The following is a 21,251-nucleotide window of genomic DNA, read 5'->3' on the forward strand; positions in this document are numbered from 1 at the left end:
GTTTCTATTGGAGCCGAAATAAGGCTTTGGAAGCTTATACAGTTCGTCATTTCGACCACAGCGAAGCGAGCGGAGAATTGAAAATCAACGGAGTTAAATCTTTGGAATGTAAATGCTTCATCAAAAGATTTTACTTCGTAGCTGCTTCGCGGTCTCGACTACGCTCGAAATGACAATCTTTTATACAAAATATTACCGAACATAGCTTTTCAAAAAAAAATCACTTAGAATTTTATGTTTTATAATTCTGATATTTAGTGTTTTATAAATATTTTTTGCTTTTTTAAAAATTCACGTAGGGGTACATTTCTTTCTTGTTGTCTCATTTTTAAATAAGACACAAATGAAATCATTACACCTTAAAGATCAATTTAACCAAATAAAAAAAGCAACCTGCCTAGGGATTACTTTTTTAGGCTTGGCTTTCCAGGCAAATGCACAGGAAGTAAAAGTAACAAAAGCCCACTTTGGGCTCATTTATCCGTTAAGCACCAACGGTACACACGCACCTTTGGACACCAATAACCTATCTATCCATTTGTTGGCAGGCGTATCATCGGTAGAGAAAGGTTTTTCATATGCCGGTTTAAGCAATGTGGTACGTAACGAGAGCCATGGGGTGCAAATTGCCGGTTTCTCTAATCATATTGGTAAGCAAGCCAATGGTGCCTTATTCGCAGGGTTTTTAAACACTTATCGTTCGGCTAAGGGCAGTCAGTTCGCTGGTTTCGCCAATTTGGCGCAAAAAGATGTTGAGGGGGCGCAGTTTGCCGGTTTCTTAAATACCACAGGTGGCGAGATGAAGGGCGTGCAGTTTGCGGGCTTTGCCAACGTAGCCAGAAATATAAAAGGAACGCAGTTTGCCGGTTTTTCTAATATTGCTAAAGACATATCGGCATCGCAATTTGCAGGCTTTATGAATGTGGCTAAGGATGTAAACGGGAGCCAGTTTGCCGGTTTTATTAACGTAGCCAAAAAAGTTAAGGGGGCCCAAGTTGCCGGTTTCATTAACATCGCCGAAACAAGCGATAGTCCTATTGGAATCATCAACATTATTAAAAATGGAGAAAAAAGTATTGCTGCAACCATTGATGAAAGTCAGACGTCTATGTTAACGTTCAGGTCTGGAGGAAAAAATATGTACGGAATTATTGGTGTGGGCTACAACTTTAAAAACAAAGATGAAGTTTATGCTTTTGAGGCTGGTTTGGGTGCTCATTTCTTTAAGTCGAAATACTTTAGACTAAATATGGAGTTAACGCAAACCATTTTGGAAAGCTTTGAAAAGGGTGAATATTTTAAGGGCACTTTTAGATTATTGCCAGCGGTAAAGGTAGCTCCATGGCTAGAGATTTTTGGTGGCCCATCTATCAATTTCGTAAGTACCAATACCGTTGAAGGGAAAGCCCTACATCCAGAAAGTGATGATTTGGTGATTCGTACTTGGAACCGTAAGCATTCAGATTTTAAACAGTCGCTGCATGTTGGCTACCAAGCAGGTTTACAGTTTGTTTTTTAAAACAGATTTTGATTACCTATTGGTAATTAACCTTGTAAAACTGATGCTGAACTAAATTTGCTTCGCAGCTACTTTGTGGTCAGCATGACGAAACGTTGATTAGCGTCACCCTGAATTTATTTCAGGGTCTGCTACTCACTGGTTAAACCACTTTAATTAGCGATATACAATTAAAAATTAGGTTAAAAGATTTCACACACAAATAAATGAAATATGAAAAGAGTAATTGCAATAGTATTAGGATTGGTCGTCGTTATTCACTTTTCGGCGTGTAAAAAAGATCGTTTAACAGGTAATGGAAACATTATCTCTGAAACCAGAAACTTGGGACAGTTTACAGGAATAAGCTCCAGTGGTGCTACACCTGTTGAAGTTAAATATGGGACGGAGTTTGGTGTAGTAGTTAAGGGCTCGAGCAATATTGTTCCTCGTTATACCACCAGAATAGTTAACAATGTGCTTCATATTGGTTTTGAAAGGGTAAATATAAATAGGGATGATATAGAGGTGACCTTGACCATGCCAACCTTAAACAGGATAGACTTAAGCGGTAGCACCAAGGTTGAAATTGAAGGAAACTTTCCGTTGATCGCTAATTTGAATGTTTCCATTAGCGGATCCGGAAAAGTGGAGGCAGATAATGCCATGCAAATAGACAACGTAAAAGTTGATATTTCGGGCTCCGGAATGGTAGACTTTGAAGAAGTTATGTCCAAAACTGCTGATGCTGATATTTCTGGTAGTGGTAGCCTGAAACTTCAGGTGCAAGACCGAATTAAGGCAAAAATAAGCGGTAGTGGCAAAATTTACTATAAAGGCAATCCGGTAGTACAACAGGACATTAGCGGATCAGGCAAATTGATCAAGTACTAATTTAATTTAAGTTTTATGGCTGGCCAATCATTTTGGCAAGCTTTTGTGGACAATTTTGGTGCCCAGAAGCTTGCCCTGGAAGATCTATACCTATTGCAAAGCAGTACGCCCAACCTTATTACCTATGCTTTGCCTTTCGTAGTGGTGTTTACCGTGCTGGAATTTGCGCTTGGAAAGATTTTTGGGCACGAAGATTATACCCACGAGGAATTGAAAGGCTCACTATGGGTTGGTTTGGGAAATTTATTGGTGAACCTTTTCTTAAAATCGGGATTGTTTATTGGTGCTGTTTGGCTTTATAACCTTTTGCCTTGGCGCATGGAGTTTGGATGGTGGAGCTTGGTGCCCTGCTTTTTGATCTACGACTTTTGTAGCTATTGGTCGCATCGTATTTCCCATTTTAACCGTTTCTTTTGGGCATCGCATGTAGTGCATCACTCGGCAGAACATTACAATTTAACGGTGGCTTTTAGGCAAAGCTGGGTGCAGCATGTAAAGGTGGTGTTTTTTATTCCGGTAGCGCTGTGCGGTTTTCATCCGGTAATTTTCATGGTAGCCAGCCAAATGAGTACGCTTTACCAATTTTGGGTACATACCGAAACCATTGGCAAACTTCATCCATGGATAGAGAAATATTTTGGTACGCCATCTAATCACAGGGTACATCATGGCAGTCAAGAAAAATACATTGATAAAAACTTTGGGGCTACGTTGATGATTTGGGACCATTTATTTGGCACTTTTCAGTACGAAGAGGAAAAACCCAAATACGGGCTTACTACTCCACTTACGGATAAGAGCAATCCCTTTGTGCTTAATTTCCATGAGTATAGGGCCATTGCCAAAGATATTAGGCAAAGCGATGGCTTAAAGGAAATGCTTTTCTTCCTGTTTGCCAGTCCAGCTAAGGTTTATCGGTACAAAGCTAATCAACAACCCAAAAATGATAAACGATATAGGCTCACTCGCTTTTTAAAAGGAATGGTGTTGGGATTGTTTTTGCTGTTGGTGGCGCGATTGTTAATGGCACAACCTCCCTTGCCCGAACCAAAGTTGAAAAACCTGTTGTTCTTTTTGCAGCGCACACCCGATGCCAACACGGTAGTTTACCAATTGAATTTAGAAAAAGATGGCAGCTTAAATGAAAAATCTCCGGTGAAGGCTTCGTGGATCAGGTACGAGGAAGATGGGGCTGTTAAGGAGCTTTCGGGCATTGAAAAGAAATTTGCCTATGGGGTAAAATGCAAAGCTTTGGGTAACGAAGCCTATGAGGTGCGTTTGGTTTCCTACAAAAAGTTGCCCATGTATTTATTGAAATCGCCCGCCGACCAACAGTATCGTTTGTACATTAAAGACGAGGGAAAGGACCTGTTGCTGAAACGCGTTTTTGTGAAAGTGGAAGGTGGAAGTTTTTGGTTCCCCAAGGTACAGTATATCGATTTATTTACCATTGATAGCGAGAATGGAGCGCAAATTTTGAAACGAATTAATTTGTTGTCAAATGGTTAATTGTGTAGCTGAAATCAAACCAATATATTTGAACTATCCAAACGTGAATATAGCCGTACAAACATATAACGATGTTGCTTTCGAGCAACTTTTTAAGTCCCATTACAAGGCTTTGCACAGTTATGCCAACATGCTGCTTAAAGACCTTGATGCTGCCGAAGAAGTAGTACAAACGATGTTTTTAAGGTTGTGGGAAAAGAGGCATCTGTTAGATGTACAAACTTCCGTAAAGGCCTATTTATACAAGTGTGTATATAATGATAGTCTTAACCTCATGAAACACGAGCGGGTTAAAAATAAGTACCAGGATTTTACCCTGCATACCATGAATACCGAGCATGAGTCGGCCTCTAATAAAGTGGAGCTGTCGGAGTTGCAAAGGCAGTTGCAAAATGCTCTAAATACTTTGCCGGAGCAGTGTAGGATTATTTTTCAGATGAGCCGTTTTGAGGAATTAAAATATAAGGAAATAGCAGAACGTCTAGGCATATCTATTAAAACGGTAGAAAATCAAATGGGCAAGGCCCTTAAAATTTTACGCCTCAAGTTAGTTGACTTTTTGGTGCTGGTACTATTGGGGCTGGCCAATTATAATGATTATTTAAATTAAGCGAAGCGATATGAATGATGAGTTATTGATAAAGTTTCTGCTTAAGGAAACCACGACAGATGAAATAAAGCAGGTGCAGGATTGGGTTGCGGAAAGCACCGAAAATGCTACCTACTATCAACAACTAGAACGGATATGGAACGAAAGCGCCGATTTAGCTCCTGCCAATACGGTTAACGAGGAATTGGCTTGGCAGAAATTTAAGCAACGTGTGGAGGAAAAATCGACCGTGCCTGTGGTGAAAAGAATAAGACACAATGTGGTCTGGCTGCGCATAGCTGCTGTTTTTGTGTTTTGTTTTGGTGCTTGGTTAGCCTATCAACAATTTGGGAATACTTATACCGATTTAGAAAGTAACGAGCAAGTATTGAACCAGGCCCTGCCAGACGGAAGCCAATTAGTGCTCAACAAAAATACCAGTATTAGTTACATCACTGATTTTAAAACCAACCGAAAGGTAGAACTGATCAGCGGCGAAGTGTTTTTTGAGGTGGCCCATGATCGTTCGCATCCATTTGTGATTGCAATCAACAAGGTGCAGGTTGAAGTAGTGGGAACTTCTTTCAATATCAAGCGACTTAAAAATGCTGTTGAGGTTATTGTGGAGAGCGGTATAGTGAAAGTAAATAAAGGCGATGAAGAGTTAAAGCTTACCAAAGGTGAACGCGTGATGTTGTTGGATGCTGATGAAAAAATAGTGAAGGAACCTGTAGAAGATGAATTGTACAACTATTACCGAACCCAACTTTTTGTGACTAACAATACGCCTTTACCTAAAGTAGTTAATGTTTTAAATGAAGCTTACGGAAGCAAAGTGCTGTTGAGCGACGAGGTGAAATCTCTAGGTATTTCTACCACTTTACCTTTTAAATATTCCTTGGAAGAAAACTTGAAGACGATTTGCGGCACCTTGAATTTGAAAATGCAGCGTAACGGCGATGAAATTTTGCTGTCTAAAAAGTAGAAATGAAAAAACAGCTATTTATCTTATTGCTCTTGATCAGCACCATTTGTGCCGCACAAACCTCCGTAGTCAACTATAACCAAAGTAACCTTGCAAAAAGGGTTACCATGGATATCAAGGAAGAGAAGATTGGCCTGGTGCTGCAAAAAATAGGGAAAGCGGGAAGTTTTTATTTTACTTACAACGGTGCATTATTTGCCAGAGATAGCATTGTGAATGTTAATGTGCGTAATAAGCCTGTCCGCGAAATATTGGACCAACTTTTCGAAGGTAAGGTAGATTACAAAGAAAATGACGAGTATATCATTTTACGTTATGCGGTCAATCATTTTTCGATTGAGGCAGAGAGTATTGTAACGGCGGAAAATCTTTACAGTATTACAGGTAGGGTGGTGGATATACAAACTGGGAAAAGGGTAAAGAATGCGAGCGTATATGAGAAGCGTTTGCTACAATCGGCCCTAACAGATGATGAGGGCTTTTTTAGTTTGAAATTTAAGGGTGAACATAATGGCATTATCCTAACGGCAAGTAAAGAAACCTATAGGGATACTTCTATTATTTTTCTTTCCAGTATCGATGTAAAGCCCAAAGGATACGATGATCCTGATAAGGAAAAGGGCACTTTTATGTCCAATATGTTGGATAATTTAAAGATTGGACGTTGGCTAACCTCGTCGAAACAGCGTATTCAAAACATGAATATTCCTAACTTTTTAGCCAACATGCCCGTACAGGCTTCCTTAACACCGGGCTTAAGTTCGCAAGGGAGCATGAGCGGTAGTGTGGTGAATAAATTTTCCCTTAATCTGGTTGGAGGATACACTGCTGGAGTTGACGGATTGGAAATGGCTGGAGTTTTCAATCTTAACAAAGCCGACGTAAGATATGTGCAAGTCGCGGGTGTACTAAACATTGTTGGAGGTAACACGGAAGGAGTTCAAATGGCCGGAGTTTTCAATATGGTAGGGAAAAATGCTAATGGCGCGCAGCTATCAGCTGTTTATAACCATGTAAAGGGAAATGTTGATGGGATACAGATGTCTACCATTAATTATGTTGACGGTTCAACCGAGGGGCTACAACTCTCGGCAGTTTCCAATACCGTTAGTGGTAATTTACGCGGTTTTCAAATGACAGGATTGCTTAATATTGTACGTAAGGAGACTAAGGGTATGCAGCTTTCGGCGGTGGGAAATGCAGCATTGAAAGAAATGAGGGGCTTGCAAATTTCGGGCGTTTTTAATTATGCTAAACATAACAGAGGACTTCAATTGGGTTTGGTCAATATATCCGAAACTTCTACGGGAGTAAGCCTAGGACTCATAAATATTGTTAAGCATGGCTATCATAAGCTGAGTATCTCTTCAAATGACTTGATTAATGCCAACGTTTCATTTAAAAGTGGAAATGCAAACCTGTATACCATATTTATGCTAGGCAAAAACTTTGTTGATAATGAAAAGATTGAAACTTTTGGTTTAGGACTTGGCCATGATTTTTTTGCAGGTAAAACACTTTCTTTCTCAACAGAAACTACTACCCAACATTTGCATTTGGGAAGATGGGATTATGCCAATATTCTCAATAAGTTTCATCTTAATTTTCAGCTAAAGCTATTTAAAGGTTTCAGCATTTATGGAGGGCCGGTGCTTAATTACTATGTTACCGAAGCCCCAGATAATTATGTGATTGCAACTGGTTATAAAAGTCAAATAGCTCCGTCAAACAGTAAAAAAATTAATGGAAATAATGCTTGGTTAGGTTGGTCGGCCGGGTTTAATTTGTTCTAGAAACTGCGTTTGGTTTTGTGTATTAATTTTCTCTTTTTGGGAACAATTACAACTTAAAGTTGTTAAATAGAGAAAAATATTCTACATTGTAGTGCATTTGAGTTTAGAAAATAAATTTTATTTGCCGTCAACGCTCATTGGAAATTTATTAACGCTATCTCTCTCATATTTGTTTTTTTAAGCACAAATGCCGCAAAATTTTTAATTAATTGCATTTGCATTTAGTGGGGTTATTTGCTAATAAATCCTGTTTTTTGTGCTGTTACGCTCGGTCTTTATTTTCGCCTCTCATCACTAAATGTGGGTGCCATAAACAAAAATGTTATGGCAGCTTCTCTACTCTCGTTGCGTAGGATTTTTATCCTATGTTTTATGTTTTTTGCGCTGAAATCTAGTGCGCAGAATATTAACAATTATGTTTTCAGTGCGTCCTCTGGAACTTATGCGGCAGTAACAGGTACGGAGCCCGGGACAACCGCAGGTAACGACGAGAATGTCTATCAAAATTTGCCTATTGGGTTCGACTTTTGGTATATGGGACAACGTTATGATAGGTTCTGTTTAAGCGCTAATGGCTGGATTTCGCTGGGAAGTTCGGTTACTGGAGCTATGCCGACGAATAATTTAGCAACGGGTGGTAACAGACCTGTTATTGCGCCATTATGGGACGATTTGGAAGTTTTCCCAGGCATTCTAAACCTTCTCGGCCCTGGTAAAATGAGTTATGTTACCTCCGGCACACCAGGGAATATGGTTTTAACAGTGCAATGGTATTCCATGCGCTGGGATAAAAATTCATTTAATTTACTTACTCTGGCTCTAACCTCTGTAATTACCTTTCAGGCAAAAATTTACGAAAATGGAAATATACAGTTTGTTTATACCCCAGAAGCAGGTGGGGTAAATAATGGCTCAGCCTCTATAGGTATTACTGGGCTTAACAATGGTGTTTATCGTTCGCTGAATGGTGTAGGCGCTTCCCCAACCGCACGTAATGATTTTGAAACGACTACACTTAATGCCAAACCAGCAAATGGACAGGTTTATACCTTCGATCCAGTGGAGCTTACTACTGCTCCTAGTAATTTAACCTTTTCGAATGTTGGGGCTACAGGAATGACACTGAATTGGAATTATGTTTCAAGTAATGAAATAGGTTTTGCTATTTATCGGTCAAGTGGATCCGGCTTCACTTATATAGGTCAAACGGCAACAGGGGTTACTACATTTAATGATACAGGCCTAACTAATGGAGTAAATTATACTTACATCGTGTATGTGATCCGAGAAAATTTGGGGGCATCCGTTACTGGAAGTCAAGTGGCAAGTTGCCAAGGTTTTTCTTTGGCTAATATTCCCTTGGGTAACGTCACCGCTGCCTATAAACTGGATGGCAATGCCAATGATTTTTTCGTCACCAATAATGGCACTTTACAGGGTTCGCCGACAGCGACCACTAACAGGTTTAATATTGCTAACTCAGCCTATCAATTCAATGGTACAACGCAATATGTTTCCACAGCTAACTCTTTTGTAAATCCCACCGTATTTACGGTTTCCATTTGGTTTAAAACCACCACGGCAGGTGGAAAGTTGATCGGTTTTGGAAGTAGTCAAACTGGTGTAAGCACCAATGCGGATCGGCATATTTATATGGCCAATAATGGACGGATTTTCTTTGGTGTAAAACCTGGAGGAATCTTTAAAACGATCAATTCTACCGTCGCTTATGCCGATGGTAACTGGCATATGGCTACGGGAGTTCTATCGGGCAGCGGCATGGCGCTTTACATAGATGGCACTTTGGTGGCGCAAGATGCAGCTGTTACTACCGCCGAAAGTACTACGGGGTATTGGCGCTTAGCTTATGACAACATCGATTCATGGCCCAGCGCCCCCACGAATAGGTATTTTACCGGAAGTTTAGATGATGCTTACATCTATAGCAGAGCGTTAAGTGCTGCTGAAGTCACTCAGCTTTATAATGCTACTGAAGGCATAGGTAGTACCAGTCCGGTTTGCGCCCAAACAACCTTAACGTTAACGGCTAATACTATTGATGGGGCAACTTATTCGTGGACAGGTCCCAATAACTTTACTTCGTCTTTGCAAAACCCCACCCTTACCTATTCTGATGCAGCAAAAGGGGTTTATACGGTTACGGTAAGCAGAAATGGCTGTGTGGCTATAGCTTCTACTACGGTAGTTTCTATGGGCGAAGGCCAGTGGACTGGTAATGCCGGAAATAACTGGGCAACGGCCAATAGCTGGTGTAATGGGATAGTGCCAACAGCTAGCGTTAACGTTTCTATCCCTTCGGGAAGGTCCACTTATCCCACCATAAACACAAATCAGGCTGTCAATGATTTAATGATAGCTACAGGGGCTTCTGTTACGGTAACAAATTCACTTTCTGTAGCAGGTGCAGCTTCCAATAGTGGCACCCTAACGGTAAGCAGTGGGGGTATGGTCTTTAACGGCACCTCGGCTCAAACTATTTCGGCTAATCTTTTTGCTGGCAACTTGATTAAAGATTTAACAATCAACAACGCGGCGGGGGTAACTTTAAATGGAGCCTTGCGTTTAACGGGATTATTGACCGTTAGTGCTGGCGCTTTTAATGCTAATGGCTACCTCACTTTGGCTTCTAGTGCCGCTTCCACAGCACAGGTAGGGCCTGTTGCAGTAGGCGCATCCATTATTGGTCAGGTAAAAGTAGAACGTTATGTGCAAGGTGGGGCCGTCAACCCTTACCGGACCTATCGCATGCTGTCATCCCCGGTGTACGATAATACTACAATGTTTACCAACACGGATACCGAAGGTAACAGAAGCGCGAAGTTTTCACAATTGATAGATAATATGATTGTTAGTGGAAAAACGGGCGCTGCGGGTAATTTTGATGTTACCCATAATAACCAAGCAAGTGCTTGGACCTATAATGCTGGTTTTGTGGAAATTCCCAATATTAATACGGCTGTGAATGCGGGTAGGGGCATGTATGTTTTTTATAGAGGAAACAGGGATAATTTCACAAGCAAAACAAATGCTCCTTTTGCAAATCCCGAAAATACCATTGTAGACTTTAACGGCGTGCTAAACCAGCAAAATGTGACCGTAACTTTGGGTGCAGGCTATAATCTACTTGGTAATCCATACGCCTCCACTATTGATTGGAACTCCTCAAATTGGGACAAAGTGAATGTAAGTAATGCCATTTGGATATGGAAACCCTCTGCCAGAGGTTATGCGACCTATATTAACGGAGTAGGGTCTTTAAATGGAAGTAACTATATTTCCTCTGGCCAGGCATTTTTTGTAAGAACTACGGCCGCTGGCTCCATTAGGTTTAAGGAAGGTGTAAAGGCATCGACACTACAGCCTGCCGTTCTGTTGATGAGTACAGAGAAGAGAAATGATGGGCTGGCGATTATGGAGACAAGGCAGAATGCCGAAGTGCCCCAAAGTCTGGTTAGGATAAGAATGACCCCATTGGCTTCATATGGTGAAGATGAAGCCGTGATTGTTTTTAACGAGTCTAGTAGTGCAGCCTATAATAATCAAGAAGATGCCTTGCATTTTGATGGAGAAGTGGTTAATGTTTCAACCTTAGCGGGTGCCAGCAAACTGGCCATCAATTTTATGCCGCCTATGTCTCAAGCGGCAGAGATTGCCATGAATGTTTCTGCCAATGCCACTGGTAGTTACCTGATGAAATTTAACCTGAATGAATATTATCAACCGCACAATTTGACCTTGAAGGATAATTTTCTTAATCAGAGTATCCCAATAACATCAGATTTTGTTTATAATTTCAATATTGATAGAACAAATGCTCAAACGTTTGGTGCTGACAGGTTTAGTGTGCTGGTCGAACCTCCAGTGACATTGCCTGTAGGGATGGTGAGTTTTGTGGCGAAAAAGCAAAATGAAGGTGTTGCAATTAGGTGGACTACTTCTTATGAGGCCAATAACAAGCTGTTCAAGTTGTATAGGGCATCTAGCGACGGGGTGTATGTTTTAATTGCTGATGTTTTGCCCAAAGGGGCTGGAAATTACCTCCATATGGATGCTGTTCCCTTGCAGGGGGATAATTATTATAAATTGGTTCAGATGGATGCGGATGGTCAAAAAACAGAAATTGGCCCAATAGTGGTTAATTTTAAAATTGGACAACAAAATATGGTATCAATTTATCCAAATCCGGTGATTGATAAATTTAAGGTAAAAGTAGATGGTCTTTTGAGCGAGAAATTTAAACTGAAATTATATGATCTTACAGGAAAAGTGCTACGCGAATATACTCTTTCAAAAACAGAGCTGACCAACGGGTATGAAGTAAATATTGCAGGTTTAAACTCGGGATTTTTCTTCGTCAAAGTTGAGGAAATTGATACAGGAAAAGTGCTTACTGTGCATAAAGTAGTTAAAAACTAGAATAAACGATTATAAGGCATATAATCAGTGTTTTAAAGGTTTGTGGCGGATTGAATTCTGTGGAAGTTTTGTGGATTTTTTTTCACTATTTGGGCAATGTTTTCCAGTGTGGAAATGTGGAGTTATTCCGCTAAGTTGTATGGATATTGGATTCTGCAATAGCTAGGCTAGATCTATAGGTTGTGGCTCGTGATTTGACTTTTCATTAGCATAATGAAAAGACCAAACAAACTTTTATTCATCATATCTACCCTAGCTTTGTCCTTTTTGACGATGCTTTCTTCTGCGCAGGTTTACACCGCGACCAATTACTACTACAATAATTTTGATGGTGGCCAATTAGGTTCGGGGATATCACAAATAGGTACTAGTGCTGCTTTGGCAGTTTCTTCAAATGGAGCAAATAATCTATCCGTTGAAAATGGATACTGCTTAACCACTACGGGAAACAATGTTCCGGGAGCGTATCAATTTTCTTTTTTGTCCAATAATACAAACCTTAATGATGAAACCTTCGGTTGGGAATGGACTTTTATTTATAAAAATAGCTCAAATACTGCTGATCAATCGGATGTAATCAACGCTGGACAGAATTCATGGAAATACTGGGCGCTATCAACAGGTAATTTTGCTAATCCAAATACTGGCTATTATTTAACCCAAGACGGAAACAACCTATCACTGAGGTGGAGATATGACAATGATCCTTGGGGAAATAGGTACAATAACCTAATTAGTTTTGACATGTCATCGCTAGGAGCAGGATGGGAAAATAAAACCTATGCTATCAGGCTGCAAAGATTGAAAAGACAGGGACAGTATGTTTGGCATTTATTTGTTGATGAATACACTTCCACTGTTAGGGAAGCCAAAACCGAAAGAGGTGGAACCGGAGCTTATCATAGTACCTTGGGTAATTATACTGCTACCAATTCAGGTCTTCATATCAATGCCACATCGGCAAACCGTTTCAAATTTGATGAATTGAAAATGTACAGCATGAAATTTGAAATTGTTGGTGCCAATGACCCAGTTTATGGAATTTCGAGCCCACTGTACAATGGACAAAAAGATGCGGTGATTTATGGACTTAAGATGATGAGCCGCGGTTTGTTCGATATTAACTATTTGGTATTGGATGCTTCTGTTTCTCCTAGTAGTAAAGGTTTGAATGACATTATCGAAAATCTTCGAATATTCAAATCAAATGATAGTTATTTTGGTAATGCTGATGATGCATTGGTGTCTAGCATGAATGTAGAGTGGAGGGCAGCTCGTGTTGATCCTTTCCCCCAAAAAAGCAGAATGTTTACAATTGGTGCTGCCGATGGTTCGATGTTGCCTGCAGCTTATTACTGCATTAAGGCCGATGTAAAGAGCAATGCGCCCACTGATGCGACCTTTAGCTTTACCAATCTTAATAAAGTTGGTGGAGAAGATTCGCAGTTGAACTATAAAAACACTTCAGGTGTGGTAAATAGCAGTACTGCTTCGCCAACAATACCCAATGGAAATATCTACGATTGGGTAGGCGCTAGTGGTTCATGGAGTACCTTGTCAAACTGGAAATTAGCTAATGGCAGTAATCCTTCTGTGCTTCCAGGACCTAGCGATTTAGTAAGGATTGGCAATGGTCAATTAAATGCGGCCCCTACTTTATCAGTCAATACTAAAGTGGGCAATTTAATGATTACAGGTACTACGGGCAATACTCCATCGGTTACCATTGATGGTGGTGCTACCTTAACGGTTGCAGGAACTTTTAAGAATGATAGGAACTCAACATTTTCTGGCACTGGCACCTTGGCTGTAGAAGGTAACTGGAATACTTCTGGTGGAGCTATTGATCTTGCAAATGGTAACATAGCGGTTAGTTTTAGTGGGGCTAAGGACCAATCAATCAAAGATGAAGGGTCTAATGCCGGTAATGGCGTGGTGTTTAAAAATGTGTATTTCTCGGGTGCTAGCATCAAAACTTTAGAAGGGGTTGGGAAATTCTCTATTGCCGCAAATGGTTCTATTACCATGGCAGCCAACGCTACTTTGATAGCATCAGGAAATCTTACATTAAAAGCAGATGCCTCTAGTTCAGCTTATGTAGCAGCTATTCCATCGAGTGCGGCGATTAAAGGACAAGTAACCGTTGAGCGTTATGTTCAAGGTGGAGATAAGGGAATGTGGCGTACTTACAGAATGTTCTCGTCGCCCGTTTATGATAACACCACTAATTTCATCAATGCAGATATAGAGGGCAACAGAACTTATAGTTTTACCCAGTTTATTGACGACATGATTGTTTCAGGAGCAGGCGGTTCAGCTAACGGTTTTGATCAAACTCCAAATAATCAGGCCAGTGCTTGGACCTATAACAATAAGTATATAGAAATTCCGAACATCAATACAAGCGTAAATATTGGAAGGGGAGCGTATCTGTTTTACAGAGGAGGCAGAAGTAATTTCAATGCAAAGATAACCGCTCCGTTTGTAAACCCGGAGTCTATCGTGATGACCTATAAAGGAATACTGAACCAGCAAAATGTTACCGTGCCTTTAATTCATGGTAGTACGGGATACAGTTTGGTAGGCAACCCTTATGCAGCAGTGGTAGATTGGAGCAAAGTAACCAAAACAGCTAATATTGGAGCAGTAGTGAGGGTTTGGAATCCTAGTCGCAGACAATATTCGACTTATAATGGTGCCGATGGTGTAAACGGGGGTTCTAAATTTATTGCACCAGGCCAATCATTTTTCGTACAAACTACCAATAGCTCATCGCCGTCAATAACATTTACAGAAGCATCAAAAGTGGTTGCTGGAACCTCTACTAGTAATATGTCGAGAGTGATGTCTGTAGGTAACACTAATTTAGAGGTAACCAGCTTATCTAGCGGACAAACAAATACTGTCCTTATAGAGGAAGAGGAGCCTGCTAGAATTAGAGTACAATTGGTTAGGAATGAAACCGAAAATACAGATGAAACCTTAGTGGTATTAAAAAATGGTGGCGAAGCTACTTTCTCAGGAAATGACGTGACCAGAATGGGTGGCGAATCGGTATTTTTATCAAGTCAATCAACTGATGCTAGAGAATTGGCCATTAATTATATGCCTCATATTTCAAATGTTGAAAAAGTAGCGCTGACTGTTAATGCTGATAATGGTGGAGCCTATACTTTAAAATTCATTTTAACAGATGTTCCAGCAGGATATGTAGTGAGACTAAAAGATAAATATTTGAATACGCTTACCGATATCGCCAACGAAGGAACAACTTACCTATTAAATATTGATAAAAGTAATACGGCAAGTTTGGGCAACAATCGTTTCGAATTACAGGTAACTCCACCAAGTACATTGCCGGTAACTTTTACCGAATTTGCTGGCGTTAAAACAAATGAAGGGGTGGTATTAACCTGGAAAACCTCTTCGGAAGTTAATAACAGCCACTTCTCTTTACAAAGAGCTGGTGAAAACCAAGTTTTTACTTCAATAGGAACCGTACCGGCAAATCAAACAGGTATTTATAATTTATTGGACAAATCTCCATTGGCAGGAAATAACTATTATAAATTGGTTCAGGTAGATAAAGACGGTACCCCAACGCCTTATCAAAAGCTTGTAGTGGTAAAATATGATTTAAATGCCAATGCTTCTTATGATATGCTCATTTACCCAACAGTTATTGAAACCAACTTTACCCTCAAATATGCAGGTAGCCTTAATTCAGATCGCTATACTTTAAAAATTGCTGACGTAACAGGGAAAGAATTGTACAATAAGGAAGTTGCTAAAAACGAGATAATGAATGGTTATACTGGAGCTTTGTCTGACGCATCTTCAGGAGTTTATTTCGCAATGCTTATTGACGCAAAAGGCAAAAAAATCGCTGCCGCAAAGTTGATCAAGAAATAGTTAGATTTTAATCGCTAACTGAACTTTTTTATCAACTTAATCATAGCGTACGCTCTCTTTTTTGGAATAGTAAAAAAAGTTGTAATTAATACTTTTTTGGTATTGTGTAAGTCTTTAAAAATTTCGACTTTAGCCGAATTATTTGATTTACAGAATAATATGTTTTTTTTGGTTTTATTTAAAATGATGAGAGCTAATTTTTAATGCCTATGAATATTTTTACCAAGCGTAATTTTTTCTTCCTGTTTCTTGTTTTGTTTAGTACTACCGCAGTACTGGCCCAGGTAACTGTTACCCGTCCAACGGGAGGACAGAACTTATCTGTAGAAAGAGCTGTGGGAGGTCCTTTGGAACAATTTACTGCTATTGGCGATATTGTAATTGCCGATAATGCCGCTGCCGACTTTACAGCCGGTACAAATCTGCTAATCAGGTTAACGGCACCTGCAGGTTGGCAATTTGAAATTGGGACAGCCACGGTTATTCATGCGGGACCAAAACTAACGGCATCTTCCATAACTGAAAGTACAGCAACCTATATTACCGTTAGTTATACAGCAACTTCTACAGTGTCTGCTGGTAACTCTCTAACCATTTCGGGTTTAAGAGTAAAATCTACCAGTAAAGCAGTAGGTATAGCGGGTAATATCACAAGAACTTCCATTGCAGGGGGAGGAATAATTGCGGGATTCGGTACCAATGCGATAGCGGCTACTTTATCGAGAGCTGCAGGACCTTTTGCCTCATTGCAAGTTTTGCTGCCTGGACAAACCAATTCGCCAGGAACGGCTACGGGACGTTCAAACAGTACGGTGGCTACACCGGTAGCAGGGGCGTCATTAGCGGTTACTGTAAACGCTACAGATTATGCTTTTAACATCATTACTTCAGCACCTGCCCATCAGGTGTCATTAAGTACCAATAATCCCTATGCAACTTTATCTGCACCGGTGACTTTGGTAAGTGGCACGGCAAGCTTTAATGCTATTTTTTACCGTTATAGCTCAGGTACTACAGTAAATTATACCATTACCGCTAGCGATGATACCAATAATGCCATTACTGCCAACACGAGTTCGAACATTAGGCCGACGGCCGGTGCTTTTACAAAATTGTTGATGATAATGCCTGGTGAAACCTATGATCCAGGGTCGGTAACCGGAAAAACAGGTACTGCAACAGCCCCTACGGGAAATGTAGCCTATTCGGTCAACGTATCGGGGGTAGATGCTTACTGGAATAGAGTTAATAGCACCAACTCGGTAGCCATTTCCGCTACAGGGGTAACTAATTTTACACCTCCTGCTGCGGCTGCACTTTCTGCTACCGGACGTAATTTTAGCTTGGTCTTTAAAACTGTGGGCGAAACACCTAATGTAACAGCCACCAACAATACCGATGGTACAAAAACACCTTATACGCAATTGCTACCAGCGGTTGCTGTGGGACCATTTGTTAAACTACAAATATTGTTTCCTGGTGAAACAGCTGTTCCTAACACTGCTTCAGGTAAAACAGGTACACCAACTGCGCAGAATGCAGGGGTACCATTTAATGTAACGGTGAATGCCGTGGATGCCAATTGGAATGTTGTTTCGACTGTAACAGATGAGGTAGCAATTGCTAATGCGCTTGCCGCTGACGCAGCTACATCTGTGCTGCCAGCTAATGCAAACTTGGTGTCAGGTACAGGAACATTTAGTGTAACCTTAAGAAGATCTGCAACTAATCATCAACTGATTGCATCCAATATTACTCAACCATCTATCCTATCAAATACAAGTACTAGCCTTACCGTAAATAGAGGTGCGTTTGCAAAATTATTGATTACTCTTCCAGGAGAAACATATGCCCCAGGAACTGTTACTGGTAAAACAGGTACATCAAATCCTCACCCAGCTAGCGGTAATCTTTCGGTAGTGGTGAGAGCGGTCGATGCATATTGGAACTTTGTGAATACTGTAACTGATGTGGTGCTATTAACCACTACAGATCCAAATGGCTCATTTACTACCAATAATTTGGCTCTGGCTGCAGGAACAAGAACATTTACCGCTAGATTGAGAACAGCGGCAAATGTTCATACCATTACGGTAAACGATGTAACGGATAATACTAAAACATCTTATACCACTAATCCAATAACGGTTACAGGTGGTGCATTTGCCAAATTGGTATTGGTATTGCCTGGAGAAACAGCGGTTGAAGGACTTGTGGCAGGTAAAACAGGAACGCCAAGTAGCCAGGTAGCAGGACAGCCTTTTAATATTTTTGTTAAAGCTGCAGACGCTTATGGAAATACAGTAACTACCGTTAATGATGTGGTTGCTTTTACCGCAACTAGCGATGTTTATGCACAATTGCCACCTAACACTGCACTTGTTAACGGAATTTTAAATTCATCGGCAACTTATCGTATTGGAAGTACCTCTAACAACAGACGACTAACGGTATCTGATGTAACAGATAATACCAAAACAGCTAGTCAAAGTCCAACATTTGTGGTGAACATTGGACCTTATGCTGGTTTGCTAATTGTACTGCCCGGTGAAACTTACGTGGCAGGTTCACCATTGGGGAAAACTGGCACACCTGGCAACCAAGGTATTGGTACGGCATTCAATATTACCGTTAGAGCGGTAGATATTGCTTGGAATACCGTTACTAGCGTTAATGATCAAATAGGCATTACGTCTAACGATCCTTTAGCCGTTTTACCAGCAAATGCACCACTTGTTAACGGTATAAAAACAAATTTTTCAGTAGGATTAAATTCAGCAAGTACTTCTGCAACGCTTACAGCAACTAGTATTACCGATGGTACCAAAACGCCATATACCACTGGTGCTATTACAGTAGTAGGACCAAGCGCTACTACCGATTATTACAGAACTGCTGTGCTTTTGGGCGATTGGAGCAATTCATCTACTTGGGAAAGTTCTGCAAATAATACAACTTGGCAACCAGCCACCAGAACACCTACCAACGCTGCAAAAGGGGTGTTAATTAGAAATACACATACCGTTAACATTATAGGTAACGTTACGGTTGATGATGTTTTAATTGAAAGCGGCGCGCAGGTGAATATTAATGGCGGAACATTAACGATTAATAATAATGCTGCAACTGCGATAGATTTTAATGTACAGGGAGTCTTGCGAAACAATGCTCGTCCTATTGTAATAAATGCAGGGGCTGCATTGCAAGTTGATAACGCAGGGAAATACCAACATCATTTCACCACGGCTTCGGGAACTATTCCTACATTTTTATGGGCGGTAGGTTCTATATGTGAGGTTTCGGGCTATACTACTTTTGCAGGTACTGTATTAGGAAGTGGCCAAACTTTCTCTGACTTTGTTTGGAATTCAACGGGACAAACTGCTGCAAGCACAGCTACCTTGGACAATGCTTTTTCGGCGAGGAACTTTACCGTTACCTCTACAGGAGCTGGAGCCTTAAATGTGGGTGCCGCCACTGTTAGTGGAAACTTTACTCAGTCTGCCGGTACTTTTGTAGTTAACCAGAGCTTAAATGTTGGGGGCAATTTTGCCCTTAATGGAGGAACTTTTACTCCAGGGTCCAGTATCATTACTTTTGATGGCACATCGGCTCAGGGGTTATCAACTACCTCTACGCTTCTTCTACCTAGTGTGTTCTTTAGCAATAATGGTACAAAAACATTGACTTCAGGTAATTTTTCAATTCCACCAACAGGCGTGCTTACCTTAAACTCAGGAGCTAACTTAAATGCAAATGGCCATTTAACGCTAATGTCAAATGCTTCAAGCTCAGCAACGGTCGCAAATATCCATTCAGGTTCATCTATTACCGGAAATGTGAAAGTTGAAAGATTCATCAGTGGCGGTGATAAAAACATGTACAGAACCTACAGAATGCTGTCATCACCTATTTATGACAATGGTAATGCCTCGAATAGAACCTATAGCTTTACTCAGTTTATCGATGACATGATTATTTCTGGTACTGGTGGTTCAGCTAATGGTTTCGATCAAACTGCTACTAATCAGGCCGGCGCTTGGACTTACAACGGTACCCTGTCCAACCCTTTTGTACCATTGCCAAACATCAATACTTCTATTGCTGTAGGTAAAGGCGCTTATATTTTCTATCGTGGAGACAAGTCTAATTTAGCCAATAAAACCACTCCACCTTTCGTGGATCCAGAAAGTATTGTGATGACGTTTGACGGAGTATTGAACCAGAGAGATGTAAACGTTCCACTTACAAGCGGATATAACTTGGTAGGTAATCCTTATGCTTCCAGTATCGATTGGAATTCAACCGGTATCGTAAGAAACAATCTATTAAATAATGTGATTAGAATTTGGAATCCAGCTAGTAGAACTTATACTACATACGATGGTACCATTGGTGTTCCTGCAGGAGTGGCTAGTAATATCATTCCAGCTGGTCAGGGCTTTTTCGTTCAGTCTAATGCTTCAGGTAGTTTAACCTTCACAGAGGAAGCTAAAGTAGGTAGTCAGGCACCAGCTTTGTTAATGTCTACCCCTAATGAGAGCAACTTAATCGTGCAAAAATTAGCGGTAGGGCCAAGTTCAGATTTCACTTTGGTTAATCCGCGTGCCGAATTAAGGATGACACTTAAAAATCAAGGCAGTTTGTTTGAAGAAGAAACGGCAGTGGTATTCCAATCTGGAAAATTAGCACAATACAATGCCTCCGAAGATGTTTCCTATATCAAAGAATTCTCAGAGCAAAAAGTGTTCTTATCTAGTTTCTCTAGCGACAATAGGAGATTGGTAATTAACTATATGCCCGAAATCAATGAAAACTCTTTAGTTAAATTTGATATTGATAAACTAAATGGCAACGGTAATTACCAACTTCAGGTAAAATATAAAGATGTACCAACTGGGTATTTGGTGAAACTTCACGATAGCTTTCTGGGAACTTCAACCAATATGCAAAATGGAGGGGTACATACTTTTGGCATAGATGTGAACAATGCCGCAAGTTTTGGAGCCAATAGGTTTAGCGTTTCATTCGAAAATCCAACCGTATTACCTGTAACCTATGCTTCTTTTAATGTGGTTAAAATTAACCAAGGTGTAGCCGTAAAATGGAATACACTTGCCGAAGTTAATAATAGCAAGTTTTTGGTTGAAAGAGCCGGAGATGACCGTCGTTATATGGAATTGCATACTGAGCTCGCCAAAGGCAATAACTCAAGCTATTCTTTTATTGATAAGACTCCATTAATTGGAAATAACTATTACCGATTGGTACAAATGGACAACAACGGTACAAAAAATCCAACCGAACCACAGGTAATTAATTATACGGGTGAAGTTAACGGAACACTTGATATTGTTGGCATTTTCCCTAATCCGGTAATTTCAAGCTTTACCATAAAATATAATGGTAGTTTGAAAGATAACCAGCAAACTTTAAAAATTGTAAACGCAACCGGACAGGTGTTATTGAGCAAAACAATTGGTAAAATTAACTTGTTGGAGGGCCAAGAACTTGATATCGCTAGTTACGCTTCAGGACTGTACATTGTAGAAGTTTATGAAAATGGAAACCAACGTGTGGGTCAGACCAAATTGGTTAAACAATAGTATAAATATTCATATTAAAGAAAAAGGG

9 protein-coding genes are annotated in these 21,251 nt (G+C 40.3%); all 9 read left to right on the top strand.

The window, feature by feature from the left end; translation table 11 throughout:
* Positions 1-343: 343 nt before the first annotated feature.
* The 9 genes from ABDV71_RS13470 (at position 344) to ABDV71_RS13510 (ending at position 21,223) form a co-directional block, all read left to right on the top strand.
* Complete coding sequence (locus ABDV71_RS13470) at positions 344-1,519, top strand: hypothetical protein (RefSeq protein ID WP_343533404.1); 1,176 nt, start codon at positions 344-346, stop codon at positions 1,517-1,519.
* Between the two features lie 213 nt (positions 1,520-1,732).
* On the top strand, positions 1,733-2,392 hold the full coding sequence (locus ABDV71_RS13475; RefSeq protein WP_343533406.1) for a head GIN domain-containing protein: 660 nt from the start codon (positions 1,733-1,735) through the stop codon (positions 2,390-2,392).
* 15 nt (positions 2,393-2,407) lie between these two features.
* Positions 2,408-3,901, top strand: coding sequence for a DUF4833 domain-containing protein (locus ABDV71_RS13480; RefSeq protein WP_343533407.1), 1,494 nt, complete (start codon positions 2,408-2,410; stop codon positions 3,899-3,901).
* The gene (locus ABDV71_RS13485; protein ID WP_343533408.1) at positions 3,894-4,511 is read left to right on the top strand and encodes an RNA polymerase sigma-70 factor; all 618 of its coding nucleotides are present in this window, start codon (positions 3,894-3,896) and stop codon (positions 4,509-4,511) included. Before ABDV71_RS13480 ends, ABDV71_RS13485 begins: the two co-directional genes overlap by 8 nt.
* A 10-nt stretch (positions 4,512-4,521) precedes the next feature.
* Positions 4,522-5,475, top strand: coding sequence for a FecR domain-containing protein (locus ABDV71_RS13490; RefSeq protein ID WP_343533410.1), 954 nt, complete (start codon positions 4,522-4,524; stop codon positions 5,473-5,475).
* Between the two features lie 2 nt (positions 5,476-5,477).
* Complete coding sequence (locus ABDV71_RS13495) at positions 5,478-7,268, top strand: hypothetical protein (RefSeq protein WP_343533412.1); 1,791 nt, start codon at positions 5,478-5,480, stop codon at positions 7,266-7,268.
* A 324-nt stretch (positions 7,269-7,592) separates the two neighbouring features.
* The gene (locus tag ABDV71_RS13500) at positions 7,593-11,705 is read left to right on the top strand and encodes a LamG-like jellyroll fold domain-containing protein (protein ID WP_343533414.1); all 4,113 of its coding nucleotides are present in this window, start codon (positions 7,593-7,595) and stop codon (positions 11,703-11,705) included.
* A 213-nt stretch (positions 11,706-11,918) separates the two neighbouring features.
* A complete protein-coding gene (locus ABDV71_RS13505) occupies positions 11,919-15,617 on the top strand; it encodes a hypothetical protein (RefSeq protein ID WP_343533415.1) in 3,699 nt (1,232 codons plus the stop codon).
* A 209-nt stretch (positions 15,618-15,826) separates the two neighbouring features.
* Positions 15,827-21,223, top strand: coding sequence for a T9SS type A sorting domain-containing protein (locus tag ABDV71_RS13510; protein WP_343533417.1), 5,397 nt, complete (start codon positions 15,827-15,829; stop codon positions 21,221-21,223).
* Positions 21,224-21,251 lie beyond the last annotated feature (28 nt).

The organism is Pedobacter sp. (assembly GCF_039594775.1).
Taxonomy (GTDB): domain Bacteria; phylum Bacteroidota; class Bacteroidia; order Sphingobacteriales; family Sphingobacteriaceae; genus Pedobacter.